This window comes from Zooshikella ganghwensis DSM 15267 (genome assembly GCF_000428585.1).
Taxonomy (GTDB): domain Bacteria; phylum Pseudomonadota; class Gammaproteobacteria; order Pseudomonadales; family Zooshikellaceae; genus Zooshikella; species Zooshikella ganghwensis.
On the sequence record NZ_AUAF01000090.1, the window covers coordinates 1 to 20,392 of the forward strand.

14 protein-coding genes are annotated in these 20,392 nt (G+C 42.7%); 1 reads left to right on the top strand and 13 read right to left on the bottom strand.

All coding sequences use genetic code 11. The annotated features are described in order from the left end of the window. From F607_RS30210 to F607_RS30220, 12 genes are all read right to left on the bottom strand, one after another. Positions 1-1,598: glycoside hydrolase family 18 protein (locus F607_RS30210; protein WP_211233667.1), on the bottom strand; the 1,598-nt coding region annotated here is incomplete at its 3' end. Positions 1,599-2,756: 1,158 nt separating this feature from the next. Then, on the bottom strand, positions 2,757-3,131 hold the full coding sequence (locus F607_RS0117225) for a hypothetical protein (protein WP_051311584.1): 375 nt from the start codon (positions 3,129-3,131) through the stop codon (positions 2,757-2,759). 5 nt (positions 3,132-3,136) lie between these two features. Further along, complete coding sequence (locus F607_RS0117230; protein WP_211233668.1) at positions 3,137-5,227, bottom strand: alpha amylase C-terminal domain-containing protein; 2,091 nt, start codon at positions 5,225-5,227, stop codon at positions 3,137-3,139. A gap of 13 nt (positions 5,228-5,240) precedes the next feature. Continuing rightward, entirely contained in the window at positions 5,241-6,755 is a 1,515-nt protein-coding gene (locus F607_RS0117235; protein WP_027709098.1) for a glycogen synthase, read from the bottom strand. A gap of 291 nt (positions 6,756-7,046) precedes the next feature. Continuing rightward, positions 7,047-9,599 carry an alpha-glucan family phosphorylase gene (glgP, locus tag F607_RS0117240; RefSeq protein WP_027709099.1) on the bottom strand — a complete coding sequence of 851 codons (2,553 nt, stop codon included), beginning with the start codon at positions 9,597-9,599 and terminating at the stop codon, positions 7,047-7,049. A gap of 46 nt (positions 9,600-9,645) precedes the next feature. Further along, positions 9,646-9,954 carry an isoamylase early set domain-containing protein gene (locus F607_RS0117245; protein ID WP_027709100.1) on the bottom strand — a complete coding sequence of 103 codons (309 nt, stop codon included), beginning with the start codon at positions 9,952-9,954 and terminating at the stop codon, positions 9,646-9,648. Positions 9,955-10,100: 146 nt separating this feature from the next. After that, on the bottom strand, positions 10,101-14,426 hold the full coding sequence (locus F607_RS0117250; RefSeq protein WP_038291710.1) for an amylo-alpha-1,6-glucosidase: 4,326 nt from the start codon (positions 14,424-14,426) through the stop codon (positions 10,101-10,103). Between the two features lie 203 nt (positions 14,427-14,629). Continuing rightward, positions 14,630-15,376 (bottom strand): substrate-binding periplasmic protein, encoded by a 747-nt coding sequence (locus tag F607_RS0117255; protein WP_027709102.1) that lies wholly within the window; start codon positions 15,374-15,376, stop codon positions 14,630-14,632. 77 nt (positions 15,377-15,453) lie between these two features. Further along, on the bottom strand, positions 15,454-16,434 hold the full coding sequence (locus F607_RS0117260; protein ID WP_027709103.1) for a tripartite tricarboxylate transporter substrate-binding protein: 981 nt from the start codon (positions 16,432-16,434) through the stop codon (positions 15,454-15,456). Between the two features lie 46 nt (positions 16,435-16,480). Continuing rightward, the gene (lexA, locus tag F607_RS0117265) at positions 16,481-17,077 is read right to left on the bottom strand and encodes a transcriptional repressor LexA (RefSeq protein WP_027709104.1); all 597 of its coding nucleotides are present in this window, start codon (positions 17,075-17,077) and stop codon (positions 16,481-16,483) included. 406 nt (positions 17,078-17,483) lie between these two features. Next, on the bottom strand, positions 17,484-18,194 hold the full coding sequence (locus F607_RS35180) for a ricin-type beta-trefoil lectin domain protein (RefSeq protein ID WP_027709105.1): 711 nt from the start codon (positions 18,192-18,194) through the stop codon (positions 17,484-17,486). A gap of 432 nt (positions 18,195-18,626) precedes the next feature. Continuing rightward, positions 18,627-18,980: a hypothetical protein gene (locus F607_RS30220; protein ID WP_157365508.1), complete on the bottom strand. Its 354-nt coding sequence runs from the start codon at positions 18,978-18,980 to the stop codon at positions 18,627-18,629. A gap of 830 nt (positions 18,981-19,810) precedes the next feature. On the opposite strand from F607_RS30220, the gene F607_RS0117280 reads away from it, so the two are divergent. Next, positions 19,811-20,125 carry a hypothetical protein gene (locus tag F607_RS0117280; protein ID WP_027709106.1) on the top strand — a complete coding sequence of 105 codons (315 nt, stop codon included), beginning with the start codon at positions 19,811-19,813 and terminating at the stop codon, positions 20,123-20,125. A gap of 4 nt (positions 20,126-20,129) precedes the next feature. Here F607_RS0117280 and F607_RS0117285 read toward each other — a convergent pair. Then, positions 20,130-20,392: transposase (locus F607_RS0117285; RefSeq protein WP_027709107.1), on the bottom strand; the 263-nt coding region annotated here is incomplete at its 5' end.

Consider the following 20,392-nt stretch of genomic DNA (forward strand, 5'->3'; position numbering starts at 1 on the left):
CCTTTGGTGTAGACTTGATCCGCTTGCCAGCTATTAGCCGGTGGTACAGGCTTATCACCGTCGTCGCCGGGAGTATCATCGCCTGGCGGTGGGGGTGGAGGAATATCACCATCACCTGGGTCTCCTGGTGGAGGGGGTGGAGGTGGAATATCATCATCGCCATCACCCGGTGGTGTGGGGGGCTTAGGTTTGTCACCGTCATCGGGTGGCGTAGGCGGCTCGGGTGGTTTGGGATTATCACCTGGCTTATTGCCTAGCCCTTCATGAATGGCTTTAAGAATATCACCATTATCAGCATCTATTTCCCACGAAAATACCCCTGCTAAGCTATTGGCCGTGACATATTGGGCTTTGGCTTTCACTGAACGAGGGTTGTCGTAAGTAATCAGTTCGCCTTTACTGGCATTCCATAAATAGGGGGCTTGTGCCGTATCATCATAAAAATACTTAAAGCCACTGGTGCCTTGACCATTGGTACCACCTAAGTACTTAGAGACGATATGCTTGTAGTCAATAACGCCAGGTTGCCAGGAGCCTTTTATGGGCTTACCGTTAGTGCCTTCCCAGGGATTATTGTCCTGGCCACCTTTAATACCTGTCCAGCCTCGACCATACATCGCGGCGCCCAGAACCAGTTTATTGCCTGGTAAGCCCGCCTGGGTGAGGTTTTGTACGGCATCATGGGCATTAAATTCAGGTACTTTTTCGTGAGGAGCGGCATATAACCCTGAATGATGACCAAGGGTACTGTCCCAAGCACCATAGAAGTCATAGGTCATGGCAAAAATGTAATCGACATAACCACTGACTTCAGCGTAATTAATGTTATCGATTTTTTTAGGACCAGCACTGGTTGCCGCGGTGAGCTGGTATTTTTTGCCCGTCTCTTGGCTTAACGCATCCAACGCTTGTCGTAAATCACGCATTAAGGCGGTAAAGGCAGCTTTGTCTTCAGGTGAACCCAGTTTGGGGTTGGCACCAGGTACGCCAGGAAATTCCCAGTCAATGTCCAAACCATCAAAGAATGGATACTGTTTTAAAAACTCAATGGCAGATTTAACAAACGTTGCACGTTTTTGTGTGTCTTTTGCTAAGTAGTAAAAGGGATCAGACAGCGTCCAACCGCCAATAGACGGCAGGATGGTCAGGTGGGGATTTGCTTTTTTCAGTTTGATGAGCTGGCCAAAATTACCGCGAATCGGATCATCCCACTTATCACCGGGATAGCTTTTTTCCAATGCTGCAAAGCGGTCATGAATCGTGACAGTATAATCAGCCTGATCAGCACATTCTCGTTTTAACGCACTGTAACCTTGGGGATTTTCTTTTTGTAATGATTCGTTCGGGCCACAGACGGCGATAAAACCATACAACACATGGGTGAGGTTTTTGGCAGGGATATCATTAACATGGAAGTTACGGCCATAAACACCCCATTCCACAAAGTAAGTGCCGACGACTTTGTTGGCGTTATTTTGAAATAATGCTGAATCATCGTTCAGCATAGTAGCATGGGTAAATCCGGATAAACCCAGCCCTATGGCCACACCAATGGCCAATTTATTAGGCAACCAGCGGGTTAAGCGCTTGGTGTGCATAATCTGTTCTCCTCAATGCATTTATCAAAGGCGTGCAAACCAAGCCAATCACATTTAAGTGGGGGATATGACTTGTTAAGTGCACGCAAAGCCTGATGATGACCTAGCCGTTAACACTTGCTAAGCTCTCAGGTAAATAAACGAGTTATTGGGTAGTACACATCAGTTGATTTGGTTATCAGTGTTAAAGCGAAAACTCATTCGCTTGCTTTACACTACCGGTCTCTTGTCATTAGTGATTCCAGTTGTTGCATCATCAATAGCTGCAGTTACTGCCCACTATTTGTGTTATGAATATGGCGATAGTTATGTGATGGTTATGTACTTTTTATGTGTCGCAAAAAAACTGATTGTGTAAGTAATGATGCTTAGATGACACAAAAAAGAAAACACATAAATGCCAAACAAAACACACGACGACTGAGGGGTAGCTGAATATAAAGTGTAGCAAAGGTTCGTTAAATAAAATGGTAAACCAGTTCCATTTTTAATAAATAATCAAAAAATAGTAGTACGGAAAGTGAATTTGCAGGCAAGAGCTGAATAATAAGTGTTAACTGTGAATATATAGTAATGCTGTCTATACCCTTTTTTTATAGGCATAGATAGCATATATTTTGAAAAAAATTGGAATAAATCAATAATAAAATAGGATTAAGCTAATTTAGATTTTGTGATTAAAGACTACTTTTGTCGTATTTTGACTAGGCTGAGATAATTCGATAAACGAATTGATAAGACAAAGGCTAGGGCCTGTTAACACTATTTGAATCACCACTGCCGTAGACTATTTTTTCACCTAGCAAGGCACAAGGAGTGCCATGTAGTCATTCTACATAAATGACTTGTAACACCGCTAGATGGAAAAATAATCCTGGCCCGAAGGGTTATGACGGTAAAAGCACTACTCGTTGTTGCTCATTGTTCATTTAGAATAACTAAACTTCACACTTCGCGCCTAGATTAGTGCTTTTACCGTCATAACAGTGATATTCAAATAGTGTTAACAGGCCCTAGATAAAGTAAGTCCTATAAGGATACGGTAACCAAGCTTTCTGGGATGGATTGACGGCTTGTTTAAGGGGTATAATCTAGCTCTTTTGTCCAATGGGATAGTTTGTTGAGTGATTATACCCTTCACAAATTAGTTGTATTGGTTTAGACAGGATTAATAGGTTTTGTAGGTACCTTATGCTGTTTAATATAAAAAACAGGCGTGCCTATATAAGTAATATATAAGTAAGTTGCTTTGGCATATTGTTGAGTGGCTGTTGAAACCCTGATACCGATGATGGCATTAGCATCTTCTGGTGCCATTAACATCAACTCATCGAGGGTTTCTTCGTACTCATTACGTTTTCGTTCTAAAAAACCGCGAATGAGTCCTTTTTTAGAGATTTCAACAGCGCGGGTAATTTGCACCATATTGTACATGTGTTTGATACGATAACAGCTTGGTAATTCTTCGGCTGTGAGTAGCAGCTTATTACTGCGTTCTTCAATATAGGGCGCAATTTTTCGGTTGAGAAACATTCTTTTCACCCTGGTTTTTGAGTAGACCAAAACTGACGGTTTTTAAGCACGATGGCTGTTCGTGTAGGTAAGTATAGGTGAAGTCTTTGCGAATGCCCTTCACTGGTCGAATCTTCAACTGGTAATGTCACATGCGGCGTATCGGTAGCAAGGCGGTTATGTCCGCCAAACCGCTCATCATCACTACTTAATATCACCTCATACTCACCTGCCGGGGCTGGTATTGAATAGTCAGTAAATGATTTATTAGCATGAAAGTTAAAGACCCAAATTAATCCATGGCGCTCAAATGCCAACACCTTATCGTCATCTCTAACCCACAATAAATGCACATCACTGTAGCGTAGAGCGTCGTAGGTTTTACACAACGCAAGCATGGCCTGATCGAAATTATTGAGTAAACAGTATTTCAAGTTAGGATTATCGGCCAGGGACCATTGCCGACGTGCATGATGATACGACCAGTGGTTCCCTTCACGGGGGAAGTCTATCCATTCTGGGTGGCCGAACTCATTGCCCATAAAATTTAGGTAACCATGGCCTGCTGTTGCTAAGGTCACAAGCCGGAGCATTTTGTGTAAAGCGATGGCCCGGTCGATGAGTAAATGCTCATCATCACGATTCATGTGCCAATACATGGCAGCATCTGCTAACCGAAAAATAAGGGTTTTATCACCTACTAAGGCTTGATCATGGCTTTCTGTATAGCTGATGGTTTTTTCATCATGACGGCGGTTAATCAGTTCATGCCAAAGGTGGACAATTGACCAGTCTTCATCGCGGATATCTTTTGTGTATTTTATCCATAAGTCAGGAATGCCCATGGCAAAACGATAGTCAAAACCTATGCCGCCTTGCGCGGTAGGAAGGGCCAGACCAGGCATACCACTCATGTCTTCCGCAATAGTAATGGCATCAGGGCGGAGGTTATGAATAACTTGATTGGCAAGGGCCAAGTAAGTGAGAGCATCCAAATCAACATTATGGTTAAAATAATGATCATAGGAGGTGAATGCTTGTCCAAGCCCATGGTCATGGTAGAGCATGCTGGTTATACCATCAAAGCGAAAACCATCTACTTTGAAATTATCAAGCCAGTAACGACAGTTAGAGAGTAAAAAGTGTAGTACTTCGGGTTTTGCATAATTAAAACAGCAGGAGTCCCAGGCTGGGTGACGTCCCCGTGGTCCCTCATGGAAAAACTGGTATGACGTACCATCGTATAAACCCAAGCCTTCCACATGATTTGCGACAGCATGGGAATGCACCAAGTCAATAAGTACGGAAATCCCCATTCCATGTGCCGTATCGATGAGTTCCATTAACGCTTCAGGGCTACCAAACCGAGATGCGGGGGCAAAATAGCTGGAAACATGATAGCCAAAAGAACCATAGTAAGGGTGCTCGGGAATACCCATCAACTGAATAGTATTATAACCCGCCGCTTTAATTCGGGGCAGCGTATTAACGGTAAATTCTTGGTAGCTGCCTACTTTACCTTCTTCTTGCGCCATACCTACATGAGCTTCATAAATAAGCGGTGTTTCATTAGGACGCTTGAAGTGGTTTTTCCAACAATAGGGAGAGTTGGGGCGCCAAACTTGTGCAGAAAAAATAAGGGTTTGGCTATCTTGTACGACACGTCGAGCATAAGCGGGAATTCTTGGACCTTCGCCTCCGGGCCAGACCATATGCAGTCGATAATGTTGGCCGTGTTGGAGGGCAGTTTCAGGTAATAGCAGCTCCCAGTGACCATGACCATCAATACGTTGAAATTGAAACTCAGCAGATGGTTGCCACTGGTTCATGTCACCTACTAAGTAAATGGCAGACGCATTTGGTGCCCACTCATGGAACTGCCACTGATTATTGCGAAAGTGCAGACCAAAGTATTCGTGTCCACTGGCAATATCAATCAGTGCATTTGGGGCGTGATCTTGCTGTTGGGTATGGCATAGTTGTTGGCGTCTGGCTTCAATAGCGATTAAACGATGGGTTAACTGATTACGATAAGGCGCTAACCAGGGGTCATTGTGAACAATGGTGTCAACTAAATGATGGATTGACATTGAAGGTACATTAACGATCGTATTCATCCTTGAAATCTACTTATTTACTAATGAGTGGACGGCGCAGCATTTTTTCGTAAAGATCAATATATTGTTTGGCGGTATTGGCGTGATTATATGAAGTGATGGCTTCTTCCATTACACGGTGAATCTGTTTCGCTTTGGTATCCACAGAACGTTTATAAAAACGCATAGCCTGATCAACAGCCCAACGTAAACTTTCTGGGTTGTAATATTTAAATAAAAAGCCATTTCCCCTATTTTTACGTGTGTTTAAATCTGTAATAGTGTCATGAATACCGCCGGTATCATGGGCGATGGGTAAAGAACCATAAATAGGGCCAATCATTTGCGGTAAGCCGCAAGGCTCAAAAGAGGAGGGCATTAGCACAAAATCAGAAGCTGCATAGCATTGATGCTCTAATGCATTATTAAAATCGCAGACAGCCACGCGCTCTTGAAAGCCATGGAAGTGGACAATATCTCGAAATACGCGTTGATATTCTCCATCTGCGACAAACACCATTTGTAGTCTTTGCTGCCAGTAATCAGAAATCAAATGGTAGATAATATCTGCGAGCAATTGACAGCCTTTTTGAACCGGATCAAGCCGTGAAGGCCAGAATAACAGTGGTGCTTTGGGGTCAACTAATAATCCCAACTGTTGTTGTACATGGCGTTTATTAAAACGTTTTCCTTCAACATGTGATGCGGCATCATATTGTAATGGTAGCTTGCTATCCGTCCTGGGGTTAAAGGCCGGATCAGGTGCGTTCAAAATACCATAGGCGCATCCCGCATAGTATTTATTAATCAGTTCCTGACGAAGCTTATCAGGTACAAAGTGATGATAACCCTCAACAATTTCAACTAAAAAACGAGGACTGACAGTATTGACAAAGTGACCCGCAAATACCCCGCTGGTTAGAAAGTCGACAGGAATTGATTCTCGGGCATACTCATAACAGTCAGCATACTGTTCAAAAAATAAGTGTTGCCAGAACTCTGCTGCGTCAATACCTCGGTCTTCAATATGCGCCATTGTGGCTTTAACACTATGTATATTATGAATGGTAAATAAGCAGGGAATGCCAAGCTTTCGTGCATAAGAAGGAATTAACCCAGTCATCCAGTCATTACAATGAATAAGATCAGGTTGCACGCGGGGTATTATGTTATTAATGACTTCTCGCTGAAACGCTAATGATAACTTTGTATTTTCTAAATAATAGGCGGAATAAACACGGTTTAGGTAATAAAAAACACGATCCTCTGCCAAGTGTAAACGGCTATCAGGCACTGTCTGTCGTAGTTTTCGATATTCTTTTTGTAAAAAAGGCGCCAAACGATCTTTAAAAATTGCCCGATAATCTGGCAGGGCAACATGAACATCAGCACCTTGGTTGAATAAGGCGCTGATCAGCGCGGCAGAAACATCAGCCAAGCCACCAGCTTTTGCTGTCAGGTATTGTGCATAGCTGCCCATTCTATCAGGAAGATAGGTCACCTCCGGTGTGACAATCAAAACACGGGGATTCTTCCGACCGCCGTTCATTCAATACTCCATGGCATAATAATCTGCGGGTACACTTCGTGGATAAGCTTCATAATGAAACCAAAAAATCATCAGGGTAGTATGATAATAATAGACAACAGTAAGCGTGTTACTGAATGACTATAAAAATGTCACCTGACTGACAGGTATCCTAGCAAACAAATATTGCTATTCTGTGGCATTTTAACTTTTATGAAACATTATCAGTAAGACAGGCTCGTCATTAGGTGACGAGCCCGGTTAAACTAACTGCAAATGTTTTATAAAATATTAATGAATTAATCCACAGCTTCAATTAACCCATGTCAGCAAGTGCGGCTGGAACCTCAGCCATTCGTCATATTGAGGGACAGCCCTGACAGTAAAACCATATTGTCCAGATCCATCACAAATAATGTCACAGCGATAGATATAGGCGCCATCACCTCGGTCCTCAGCAACGATCATGGGAGTTTCATGTCCTTCACAAAGGTCATCTGCACCATGTAACAGCCCATAATAAAGTTGAACTTCTACTTCATCAGGAGTCAGTTGACCAAGGTGCACCACCGTTGTCACATTGAATGTGTCGTTGACTTTAAAGGGACCTCTTGAGCTGCAGGTGGGTGGTTCAATATGAATATGCTGCCAGTGTTGTAAGTAACGTTGATGCTGAACCGCTAGTTGTTTGGCTTCAGCCCATTGATTCTCACGCAGTGTTTGCATACGTTGATGGGCAGGAATATAAAAACGCTCTGTATATTCTCTGACCATGCGTAAATTACAAAAATCAGCCATAGCCATTTTTATGGATTCACGCATTTTATAGACCCATTGATTAGGTATACCTCCTGGTTTGCGATCATAGTAACAGGGCACAACGTCGTTTTCTAAAACATTATAAAGTGCTTGGCTTTCAACGGCGTCCTGATAATCAGGGTCATGATATTCTTCACCATTACCAATCCGCCAGCCTCGATCATCGGTAAAGCCTTCGCACCACCAGCCGTCTAGAATACTTAAATTAAGCACACCATTGACAGCGGCTTTCATTCCCGAAGTGCCGCAGGCTTCCATGGGTCTTCTTGGATTGTTGAGCCAAATATCGCAACCTTGCACCATCAGCCGTGCAGTATGCATATCATAGTCTTCAAGGAAAACAATTTTATGGCGGAAACGCTCCTGTTCAGCATAATGAATTAACTGTCGTATAACTTCTTTACCTTCATGATCTTTTGGGTGTGCTTTACCTGCAAAAACAAATTGTACGGGATGGTCTTTATTATTGACGATTGCATTTAAGCGTTCAAGGTCACGGAAAATAAGGTTTCCGCGCTTATATGTTGCATAACGTCTTGAAAAACCTATGGTGAGTGCATCTTGATCTAGCACTGATTCTACTGCTCGCATGACGCGACGAGAGGCGTTCCTGCGTCCGTATTGATAAGACATATGTTCCCGTACTGAACGAATAAGTCGTGACCGGCTGAGTTCATGGGCACGCCATAAATCCTCTTCAAAAATATCATCCACTCGTGCCATATTCTCTTTTAATTGGGAAGCAAGGTACCACTGTGGACCCAGGTGCCGTTCAAATAACATGACCAGTTCTGGTGAGAGGACACTCGACACATGAATGCCATTGGTTACATGACTAATAGGGACCTCTTCATCGGCACGGCTGGGCCAAATATGGGTCCACATATGACGGGCAACTTTGCCATGAAGCTCACTGACACCATTGCAAAATTGCGCCATGCGTAGTGCAAACAATGACATACAAAAAGGCTCATGTTGCTGTTCATCTTTTTCCTGTCCCCAGCGAATAATTTGTTCGACAGGTAAACCAAATAACTCACTGTACACATTAAAATAAGGCGCAAGAAGCTCGGGGGAAAATTTATCATGTCCTGCCGGCACAGGCGTATGTGTTGTAAATACGGTGGTACGCGGCACTATTTCCATGGCAGTTTTTAAATCAACGTGCTCTTTTTGCATCACTTGACTGATACGTTCAAGATTGACAAATGCACAGTGTCCCTCGTTGAGGTGGACCACTGATGGGTTAATACCCATGGTATCCAGCAGTTTCATTCCGCCAATGCCTAATACAATCTCTTGAGTCAGGCGAGTATTATGTTCTGCTGCATATAGACGATTAGTGATTTCTTTTATTTCATTGGTGTTATCGGAGATATAAGTATCCATTAGCAACAACGTAACGCGCCCAACCTGTAACTTCCATGCTTGAAAACGAATGGGGTGGTTGGGAGCTGGGATACTTATAATGAGATCTTGCCCGTCATTACCTTTTACTTTCTCCATTGGCAGGTGAAATAAATTGGTTTGAGGATAATCTTCTTGCTGCCAGCCATCTTGGTTAAGGTATTGGCGGAAGTAGCCATAACGGTACATTAATCCTAAGCCAATTAATGGAATATCATTTACAGACGCGGCTTTTAAATGGTCTCCCGCCAGTACACCCAGTCCTCCTGCAAAAATCGGTAGGCTTTCATGTATACCAAACTCCATAGAAAAATAGGCAATACAGCCCTCTTTACCAAAAGGTGTTTTTTGGGGATCTTTACATGTGATGACTCGTTCCTGAAATTCACTTTTAACTTTATTTAAATTGGACAAAAAACTGCGATCTTCAGCAAGAGCATTTAACCGATCTTGTTCTATGTAAGTTAAAAAAGCCAGTGGGTTATGCTTCGCCTTACTCCAAAGGTGAGGATCTATACGACGAAAGAGTTCAATGGCATCAGGTGTCCAACACCACCATAAATTTCTTGAAAGGGTTTCCAAAAAGGCAAGGGACTCTGGAATTTGTGGGTAGACCTGATAGCTGGTGATCTTTTTCATGAAGTAATAGCCTTGTGTGACAAATGCAAAGTAAGAAAGAACAATGTCATACAATCACCACAGAATTTTCACAATTGGCATAATTGTTAAAAATATATTTGTCAGCCTCTCGATCGTTTTCCCAGCGGCGATTATCGATTAAATAGCGGAATTGATATTCCTGGCCTGGACGTAGTTCAAGGGTGGCAGTGAAGTCACCATTTTTGAGGTTTTTCATAGGCGTATTGTTGGTTGACCAATTATTAAAATCCCCAACAATACACACATTATGTGCATCAGATACGGTGTCTTTTGGTATCCGAAAGGTAACTTTACACACAGGTTTAGACTTTAAATATTGTTTTTTTAAACTCATTGCAGCATTCCCCATTAACAAGCCAAGCATAGCTGGCTTGTCTATGACTCAATGAAAGAGTGTAGATTATACCTTGGGCTATACAACAAAATTTTTAACATTTAGCGATTGGTAAATACTGAATAATTAATCATTTTTCCGCTAAGTTATTTTGCAGTATTTTCGGGTATTTGCATGGTTAATTTTCGCCAGACTCTCAATAGCTCACTCACACCCCATGCTTGAGCATCACAACCTCGGTGTTTATGGGGGAGGTTACCATCAACTATTTCGGGTAGCTGTCCTACACAGCCCTCATCCATAAGCAGCGAGGCAGAACCCAGCCAGGCAAGGGCGGTCGGCACAGCTTTAGGGCCATAACACTCGACCCAGGCTTCAGCATAGGCTGGGAATACCCAGGTCCAGGCAGTCCCATTATGGTAGGCTGGTTTACGACAGGTATCTTCATCTCCTCGGTAGTGACCAAAATAAGGGTGTTGAGGGTTATTGACCGGTTTGCCGTGGAAGGTAATGGTTAATGGTGGTTGTACTGGTTGATCTGCAAGGGTTCGAATGGCACCTGGTACCAACAGTTGTTCACAAGCTTCGAGTATACGGTGAGTGATGTCTGGATCACTGACGGCTCCCAAGGTAATGGCATAAAGCTGATTAGGTCGCAATGCATTGTCTGCTTTAGCTTGTGCTGCCGGAGTGTCAGGCACACAATGGAGACAATCCGCTAAATAGCCTACTTCTGGAAAGTAATAATATTGAGTAATGGATTTTTTCACTTGAGCTGCCAGATCAGCCCAGCGAGATGTATGGGGGGCAATTTTGCTTAATAGTTGTAGAGCGGCAAACCATAAAGCCTGAATTTCAATAGGGTAACCTTGCCTAGGCGTACCTGCAGGATAATTGGTATCCATCCAGGTAAAGTGTGAAGGGCTAAAAATTAACCCTGATTTTTCATCCATGCTTATCTGATTAGGGGTTCCCTTGATAATGCCGTTGGCTAAATCAACAAGTACTTGGTGCAGAGAGCGACCTGCACAATCGCGACCAAAAATATCATCCCGCCCTGTGGCTTGCCATAAGTCGTTGCAGGCAACAAATAACCATAGTGGAGCATCAGAGGTATCCCGGTTAGAGGCATCACTACCTCGTATCATGTTGGGTAATGTGCCATTTTCTTCGAACTGTGCAAATTGCAGAATAATCGACTCAGCGGTGTTCCAGTTTTTTGCAGCAATTATGCCGCGTACTACAATGAGTGTGTCACGTCCCCAGTCTAAAAACCATGGATAGCCAGCAATGACGGTTTGTAACTGTCCACGACGTACAATAAATTGTTGCAGTGCAGGTTGTAATACATCAGGCAAAGGTTCTGTGCTGGGAAACTGCTTAATCCAACCTTTGATGGTTTCCAGTAATACAGGCAAGGTGTCGTATTGTTTGGGGGATTCATCTGCTGCAGTAATTTGTGCTGTCAGTGTGATCGTTTCACCACCGGCCATTGGAATTGCAAAATACCCTGGGCAGTATAAATCTGAAACAGGATCGAGTCCGCGCTCACCTTCTAAAGGGCGGTACACCATATAGTGCCACTCTGGGGAAACATGAAATTTACCTTGGGTACTTTGCAGGATGAGCTGATGGTAAGGATCAGGGGTAAAGCGGAAGCCTTGTGAATTAGGCAGAATCGCTTTGGGAAAGTTGGATTCCAAGCCTGTGTAGGCTTTTGTTGTTTCATGGAAATTACGATTTTCAATATCCGGGCGAAGTACTAAATCAATTACTGATTGGTCAGCAAGACGATCCTCGTGATTATCTTGATGGCAGCGGTAGATTACCCATTGTACGGCATTTTGTTCAGGAATCATGGCCATGCCAACCTTCAATAAAACATGCTGTCCTTGTCCGACAGGAAGATGAAATAACCAATAACCTCCTTGGGCAGGCTGACAGCCAAAAGCATCAAGGCTAGCCTGACTAATGGTTTGGGTAAACCCCTGGTAATTAAGCCAGCCACGTATTCTCGACAGCATAATCCAGCGGTCATCTGGATGCTCAGGATGTAAATTGGCGGCCAAAGCAGCATCATAACGGCTTCGCAGTAAACCCCACTGGCTGCTGGCACGTGACATACCGCCACGATTATTAGTGCCCAGCCATAAATGAGGATGATCGAGGAGCTGGTTGCGGAAAAAAATATTGCGTGTTTTAACATGCAGGCCATCCGCTAGATAGCATAATGGGACCTGGCAGGAAATGACATTATCTGTTGTATACAGCTTAATTTTCAGGATACGTCGTTGATGGTGTATCGGCGTGTTGAGTGGCTCTATAACAGTTATGTACTGTGAGCCTTGATGAAAACTTTGTTCTTTAACCAGTACGGCTTTATTTGACTCACTGACTGTCAGGTGAAAGGGGTAAGGACAGCGCACCAGCAGCATATGCTGAGGCGGAATCATTACTTCACGCCACTGATCCTGGGGATATCGCCAGGTGATGACATAGGGTTCATCGGTAAATGGCGTAATGCTGGTACAAAATGCTCGTGGGTCTTTTTGCAGTAGTTGACAGTGGTTGTCTAAGTTAAACCCTCGTAGATCCTGACAACCATGATAATGCTGATACAGTTTAAGTACTTTGCTTCTTATGCGCTGTTTGATGAGTTGAGCGGAGGGCAGGTGACTGTTTTTTTCATACTGTCTGAGCTGAGCAATCATATCATGCTGATCGGTTAGACAAAGCACCTGCCCTGGCTTGAGGTTGAGTTTCTGTAAATCACGCTCGTTAACTGGGTGATAAGAATTCCCTGATAAAAGATCATACCAGGGAGGGGGTTCTAAATGTGTTCTGTCTTTGGGCCAACATGCCTGGCACGAGGCTTGAGTATCTAGGTTAGCTACAATAAGCAGGTTAAAACTGTTGTTGTTGGGATGCCTTCGTACCACGATGAAGTTGCCAGGTCCAGTTTGCAACATATGCTGCTGGCCTTGCTGGGTGAACACAGGGTGGTGTTTTAAGAGAGTATTCAAACGGTGAATTAAGGCGACCTGGTTATCAATACTGCCCCAGTTCAATGATGTAGAGCCATGCACACTGATTTTTTCGGTGGCTAACCACTCCACGCCATTGGCAAAACCAAAGCCGCCCTGTGGGGAAAGAAGTGCACACAGTGTGGTTCTTAGTCTCGCCCATACTGGTGAGGTTGCTGCGAGCCGGTTGTTATCATGGGTTTCACAGAAATGGACCGTGATGCCATCGTGCTGTGATATATCCAGTGCTTCGGGTAAATAGTGTTCAAGCTGGCTACGGTCATAGTTTTGGAATAGCTCAGAATAGGCCCAATTAAAGTTAGCGTAATTAAGTAACTGACGTGTGCTGGCTATAGGGCCACCTAAACCTTCTAATAAGAATATAGTATCAGGGTATTGCTGACGTACCTTCGCAATAATATAGCGCCAAGCAGCATCAGGTATCATATAACCCGCATCTGCCCGGAAGCCATCGACACCCCGTCGGCACCAGGTTAGAAATATATTAGCCATATACTGCCAAAGGTCTTTATGTCCGTAGTCTAGCCGGGTCAGATCTCCCCAAATAATACCCCAGGCCCCGGGGTTTTCTATTTGTCCTGAAGCTGAACGTGCGAGCCATTGGGGATGACTTTCATGCAACCCTGCGGCCCACCCTGTGTGGTTGATAGCAATATCTAGTAATAGTGACCCTTGATGGGCGTGTACAGCATCAACTAGCTCTATAAATTGTTCTAAGGGAGTGGCTTTGGGGTCAAACTCAGCAAGTGCTGGATCAACGGTAGTAAAGCTAAGCGCGGCATAAGGGCTGCCAAAACGCCCCATACGAGCATAAGTGGTGGGAGTGGGGTGAATAGGCAGCAGTAATATATGGCGACAGCCAAGCTCATTAATAATGAAGTCCAACTCTCCACGCAAATCACGGAACGTACCTGAGGGAGGGATAACCGTGAAACCGGATTTATCAAAGTCATCCAGCTGTTTATCCGTCAGAGAGAGGCCAAAGCCCAGGCCTGACTTATTGCGACCAAACTGACGGACAAAGGCATTGTAGATACTATTGGCACAGCAAGCTTCAGCGGAATCTACATTGATGATGGTGTTGAGGCCTGTAGGCCATAAGGGATCTTTCTTCTTGCCGGGCAGAAAGTAAGCTTTAGCCTCAAAGTGGCCGACTTCGGTTAAGCCGAGCATCAGTTGGTATTCACCATTAGCACACTGTGGCATGGGGATATCAAACCAGTCCCGGCCTAATGAGGTTTCTTGATAATCGACTTCGTTAATGATCTCTTGGCGCTGGATATCAGCATGACCAATATTAGTGCGTAACCAGGCCGTTCCTTGCCAATGATTGGGTACAGATAAACGGAATGTCACCATGTCGCCTGCATAGTGAACAATATGTTCACCCGGTAATGGATGCTGAATAATTTCATCAGACTGAATCATAATGCTGCACTTATCCCCAAACTGTCGCTTATTTAAGCTTTTCGAGCACTGACAATGGTGTCCTTTTTTGATCGGACATGGCCTAAGCGGTGACGGTTTTCGCTATTGGGCAAATTAAGTATAGGGCAGTCTGCTTAAAAGTAATGAGACGGTATTGTGACGGGAATAAAGCGATGGGAGGTAAGAGGTCAGTAGCAGTGGGATTATTGAAGTGAACTACCACTTATGAGTTCGTCAAAGTAGGCATCGTACTGGCCATTTTGTTTAAGCGTATGAAGGCCTTTATCAAATAACTTGATTAACTCCTGGCTGTCAGGGCTTTGTTTTGAGAGCAGCAAGTAAGCAGGGCGCGAGGTTAGAGGTTTAGCGCTATTGGTAAAGAGCATGGCAATATGCCTTGGAAAGGTTTTATAGATTTGGCCATAACCCACCAAAATATCCTGGGGAAATAAATCAAGACGGTTGCGTATCAGCATTTTTAATATTTGAGTGTCTGATTTAATACGTTTAACGTTAATTTTTCCTGCTTTAGCATATTCATCAAATTGATCTGAAATATGGTAACCAATAGCTGCGCCAATCCTATATTTTTTTAAGTCATCGAAGGTTTTCCAGGTAAAGTCAAATTTTTTTAAATGGAAAAAAACGACCGTCATTTCAGTTAATGGTTGTTTACTAAAGTAAAAAAAAGGTTCTCGTTCAGGGGTTTTATACCAAAGAAAGGTTCCATCAATGCTTCCCTCTTGAGCCATTTTTAAGGCTCTAGCCCAAGGCATAAAGCGGAACTCGACGTTGACTTGGGAAAGGGCAAAAGCTTCTTTGATGACGCGCCCAGTAAATCCTTTGTCTTCAAGCTCTGGAGAGATATAGGGGTACCATTCTTCAGCACCCAGTACCAGCGTTTTTGCGAGTACAGGTTTGGCCGTACTGGTAAATAGCCAAAAAAACATAAAAAGCCTAGTGATAGACCTGCACAGTTTAGTTGTTTTAATGACTAGATGGACATAAAAATGCATGGCAGAAGTTATTATTTTGAGTATTGATAGTGAATAATGAGTTGATCAATAAATTGCGTTGCAGATTGTTGATCCATGTATTGGGGTAACATATCCATATAGTTATCTGCATTAAACTGCTGAAATAAAGGAGAAGCCCAAGCTCGTTGAAACTGTTGTGTTAGCTTTTTTACTATGTGGGGAGGTGTTTCTGCATGGATAAAAAAACCCCGGAAGCGATACATAGGGGTAATGTTTAGCTTCACATCGTCTAGTGCAGGTACACTTGGAAAGCCAGCAGGTCTTTGGTTAACCAAGCTGATAATGGGCTTTATCTTAGATTTATCCAATAAAAACTTAACATCACCAGGTTGCTCGATTAATGCATCGACCGACTGGTTTAAGAGTGCCTGGTAACGCAGCTGGGGACGATCATAACTTTCTTGAAAAACAGACAAGTTAAGCGCTTGTTGGAGCTGGTTGAGCATGACATGCTCCATAGAGCCTATATTACCCACATTAGCAATGGTAATGGGGGCATTGTTTTGAGCAAATGTTACAAACTCACTCCAGTTTTTGAAGCGAGAATCATCACTGCGTACATAAATTTGATTGAAAGTGAGCTGAGTAATACCAATAGGAATAAGGTCTTTGCTAGGGTGGTAGCGGATATGTCCGGTAACATAATTACTCACAAGATTATCCGTAGCTTGAAGGATGTTGGTACCATCGGGGGGTAAACTAAAAAAAATCTTAAATGCTTCTTTGCCCCCATCAGCAGGACGATTGGTAACAAAGACTTTGAGAGTGCTGGTATTCTCCAGTGCTTGTGCCATTGCTCGGCTATGTTGGTCAGAGCCACCACCTACTCCATAGGGAACTATAATGCGAATGCTGTCTATTGCGATGGCTGGGTTTGACACTGATATGAGCAACATGCAGAGGAGTTGGGCAATACAACCCTTTGCTTGTTTGATGGGAATAAGTCGCTTGAGAGTGACTAATGACAGCATGTGGTTAAACCTGCCTGATAGGATCACCCTCTAAGCATAGCAGGAGTTAGTGGCGTATAACGCCAACACATAATCCTTCTATTGTGAATTCATCACGCTTTAAATCAACATCTATAGGGTTAAACTCATCGTTTTCAGGGTAAAGCGTAACCTTGTTGCGAAGTTGATGGAAGCGTTTCACGGTGACGTCACTAGCAATACGTGCCACTATAATTTGGCCATTACGGGCTTCATGGGTTTTATGAACAGCAATAAGGTCACCTTCAAAAATACCGGCATCTTTCATACTCATGCCTTTCACCCGTAAGAAGTAGTCTGCTTTAGGGTTAAAAAAGCCGGGTTCAATAGCACAGTAGTTTTCAATATGTTCTGCTGCCAGAATAGGGCTTCCTGCGGCAACATTACCAACAATAGGTAGACCTGATATGTCGCCACTGGGTAAACGAATACCACGAGATGTGCCAGGTATTATTTCAATGGCTCCCTTACGGGCGAGTGCTTTCAGGTGTTCTTCAGCTGCGTTGGGTGAGCGGAACCCCAGTTGTTTTGCTATTTCTGCTCGAGTAGGAGGGTATCCGGTGGCTTCAATATGCTCTTTGATAAATTGCAGAATTTCAGCTTGCCGCGCTGTTAGCTTGGTCATTACACTGTCCTGATTAACAAGGCTTGCTCAAAAAAGTTCGTGTATCTATACCGATAGAACTCATACTAAAAGTATACATGCCATGACTGGTCTTTTATACAGTTACTGTGATTATATACAGAGTGAAAATGGTTGCAAGCCAATGATTAAGAGGGGGAGCGCTATAATGACACAGAGTGCCTGATTATACTACAGATTTGGTATAGTATACTGTGCAGGATAATCACATATCAATTTGCCTTTAAAACAGTTTTTTCAAGAATCTTTAGGGCCTGTTAACACGCGGTGAACCCTTCCTTAAAAAATCAATCGCGTTGTCAGATAAAGACCTGGCTACTGTGTACGGTAGCCAGTGGAGTGGAAAAGGGAGAGGCTTTAGGAAGGAGAGTGGAGTGATCAGGACACTCTAGTCACAGATTTTACACGAGCAAACAGAGGCTTGCCCCCATTGTGTTGTATTCCAATGTCCGGTCCACTTCCCTCTTTCTTGTCGGCAGACCCGAGGGCATTTGTATTTAGCATCTCGATTATCCCAAATAGGACCTGCATTGATATTGTAAGTGTTGCAGCTATATCTTGGTTGGTAACGGTTTGGAGGTGGATAACGGTCCTCTGGATACCTGAAAGGAAAGTCATCATTTACTCGCTGCCTGACCACTCGCCACTGTTGGTTGGATCTACCGTGGAACTGCCATATACCTACTTGACCTCTGTCGGTAAAGTGATCAAGCACAAAGTTGGAATTGCGGCGATTATGTAGATAAGGACCACTCCAGTACCAGCGTTGGTGTTTTTCACGATTACACTGATAGATAAATGCAGTATTCCCCTGTCTTGGGTTACCGGCTTCAAGACACATGTGAGGTACAAACTTAGAGTGGATACGACCTCGACGATCCATAAACCAGAGTTGATTGTCCCGGCCATGGCATCGGTAGGGAATAACAGGCGTTAAGTTACCTGTGCCGTTACCTTTTACATCAAGACAGTAGCCATTATTGGATTCTATTTGAAAGTAATCTTTGGCATGTGCTGAAACAGTATGGGTGAAAAGTAGTGCTAACAATGTATAAAAAGGGTAACAAGGTAAACTTCGTTTGTTTTCTTTTTTATGCATAGGCGATCTTCAACTTATATAAATAAAACAAATTATAAAAAAATATTAAAAATTATATTTTGTTATTTTTGTTTTAAAGTGATTTAGATTTTCAAATAAATGTATGGAATTATATTTGTCAGGGGAATACGTAATGTCACGTATGATATGGCGGTAGTACTAGTGATTTATACTGTTTTTAACAGATAGATATTGCATCGCTAATAAACTTCATCGTAACTAAAATAACTACACGTATGTACAAATATGAAATATAGGTATTGCAACCTGCTAGAAAAGTTCCCAATTCAGTTTTTTTAGTGGGTAGGCGTCCATTAAAGTGTGATTGCCTTGTTATAATTGACGGTTTTTATTTGTATTAAAATGTATCGCTAATCAGTTATTTTCTGTTGTATTTGACAATACTGAAGATGAATGAGGGCTAGTAAGCCCTCATTCATCTTCAGTGCAGGGGGTATGTTGCTCTGAAGCAAGTTGAGTTACCTGTGGATTCATGCGTTGAATGGACTTTGATAACTGACGGATAAAGCGCTGTGCACTATCAATAGAGTCAAACGTTTTAGCGCCACTTCTACTGCTATATCCTCCACTGGAAGTGGCATAACAAGGGCTAGACCAACCACGACAGCTAAGGCTGATGGCCCAAATCTGTTTGGTTATAGTTTTACATTGGGTATCAGCAGAAGCGGTACTAAAATACAGAGATGATAATAAAGTGAATAGCGTAGCTGTGACTTTTAAAGTATTTACTAATAACGTTTTATTAAACAGTTTTTGAATATTCATAGTCATACGAATTGCGTTTGTGTGTGTTGAAATAAATGGTTGCTTTTTATTATATGTATGTACTTTTTTTTTGCTACTAAAAATTTATTTTGGCGCTTTAGTGCTTGTTTGTGGGTGGAGGATAATCAGGATAATTACATATAAATAAAATATTCCTTTCTCGAATCTGAGCATGTATACCCTTCACGAATGATTTCTAGGTTTTGTTATCTTCACTCCTCATCCTTCACCCCAATCACCTATTAATATAGGCTCATGGGGCTTCGTCACTTGATAGCCGCACCTAAAAACCATTCGTATTGGGTATAACTAATCACTCTTCTATGGACGCCAGGGATATTTTTCACTGATGTTAGCTTGTGCAGGGCAATTGTATATAAAACTATAGTGTGTAATTAATAAAGATCGTGCCAATGTAATGCATGAATCAATTTGTTCTTCCCGCAGGAGAAGAGCATCCTTGGTCACTACTGCTCACGGAGCTCCTGGCATCTGCTTCATAAACAAATTCAAGCATTGCTAATTCTCTTTGTGTTATATCCCAATCTTGCTTAAATTCGTAACAGTAATAGCTCACTATATATTAAGGGCACTACACAGGCTGGATAATGGCCGCCGAATTGTTTGCCTGCCGTAAGGCAACGGCAACTATTCTGATATAAGGCACCTCCAGGGAAGGATTCACAGCATGTTCGAAGGGTATTTTATAGAATTTGGGTACAGGAGCTTTAAAAGAAAAAATATTTGCGATTGCTATGAGCAAGAACCTTAAGCCCCAAACATGAAAGATAAAATGTGCAAGTTATTTAATCAAGGATGCTAATAATATTATGACAAGTCAGGCGATAGATTCGCAGGTAAATACAAATGAAGTTCATCATGAAAAGGACTTTTCAGAGTTTAGAAAGTGCGCTGAGACCCATGAGGTGCTCAATCAAGCAACACCGTTAGAAAACTATAATGCTTATTCGTCTGATCCAATATTAGGCCATTGGTTTCGTACGTTTAGCCAGTCATTAGCAAAAGCAAACCACGTGTTTGACAGTAATGAAAAAAAGTGTTGGGAATATGGCAAATGTGTTGGACATGAATTGCAGTCAGCTGGTTTACTCGCAAATAAGTTTAGGCTCTATATGGATTCCTAGGGGGTTATATCAATAGCTCTATTAGATCATTAAGTAAGCTTTTTCCTCGGCACTTTATATTGTACACAAACTCAAATAATGCTAAATAAAAAGGTAGTTTTTCTTGAGAAATACCTCGATGAGGTCTTAACCATGAGCGTAGTAATGACCAACAACCTTCAATGGTGTTAACATGTACTTCGTGAAAACCATCCCCATCTTCATCACGAGCATACTCCCCTTTCCCATGACAAACGGTTTTATGTTGATATCCCCAACTCTTTAGTC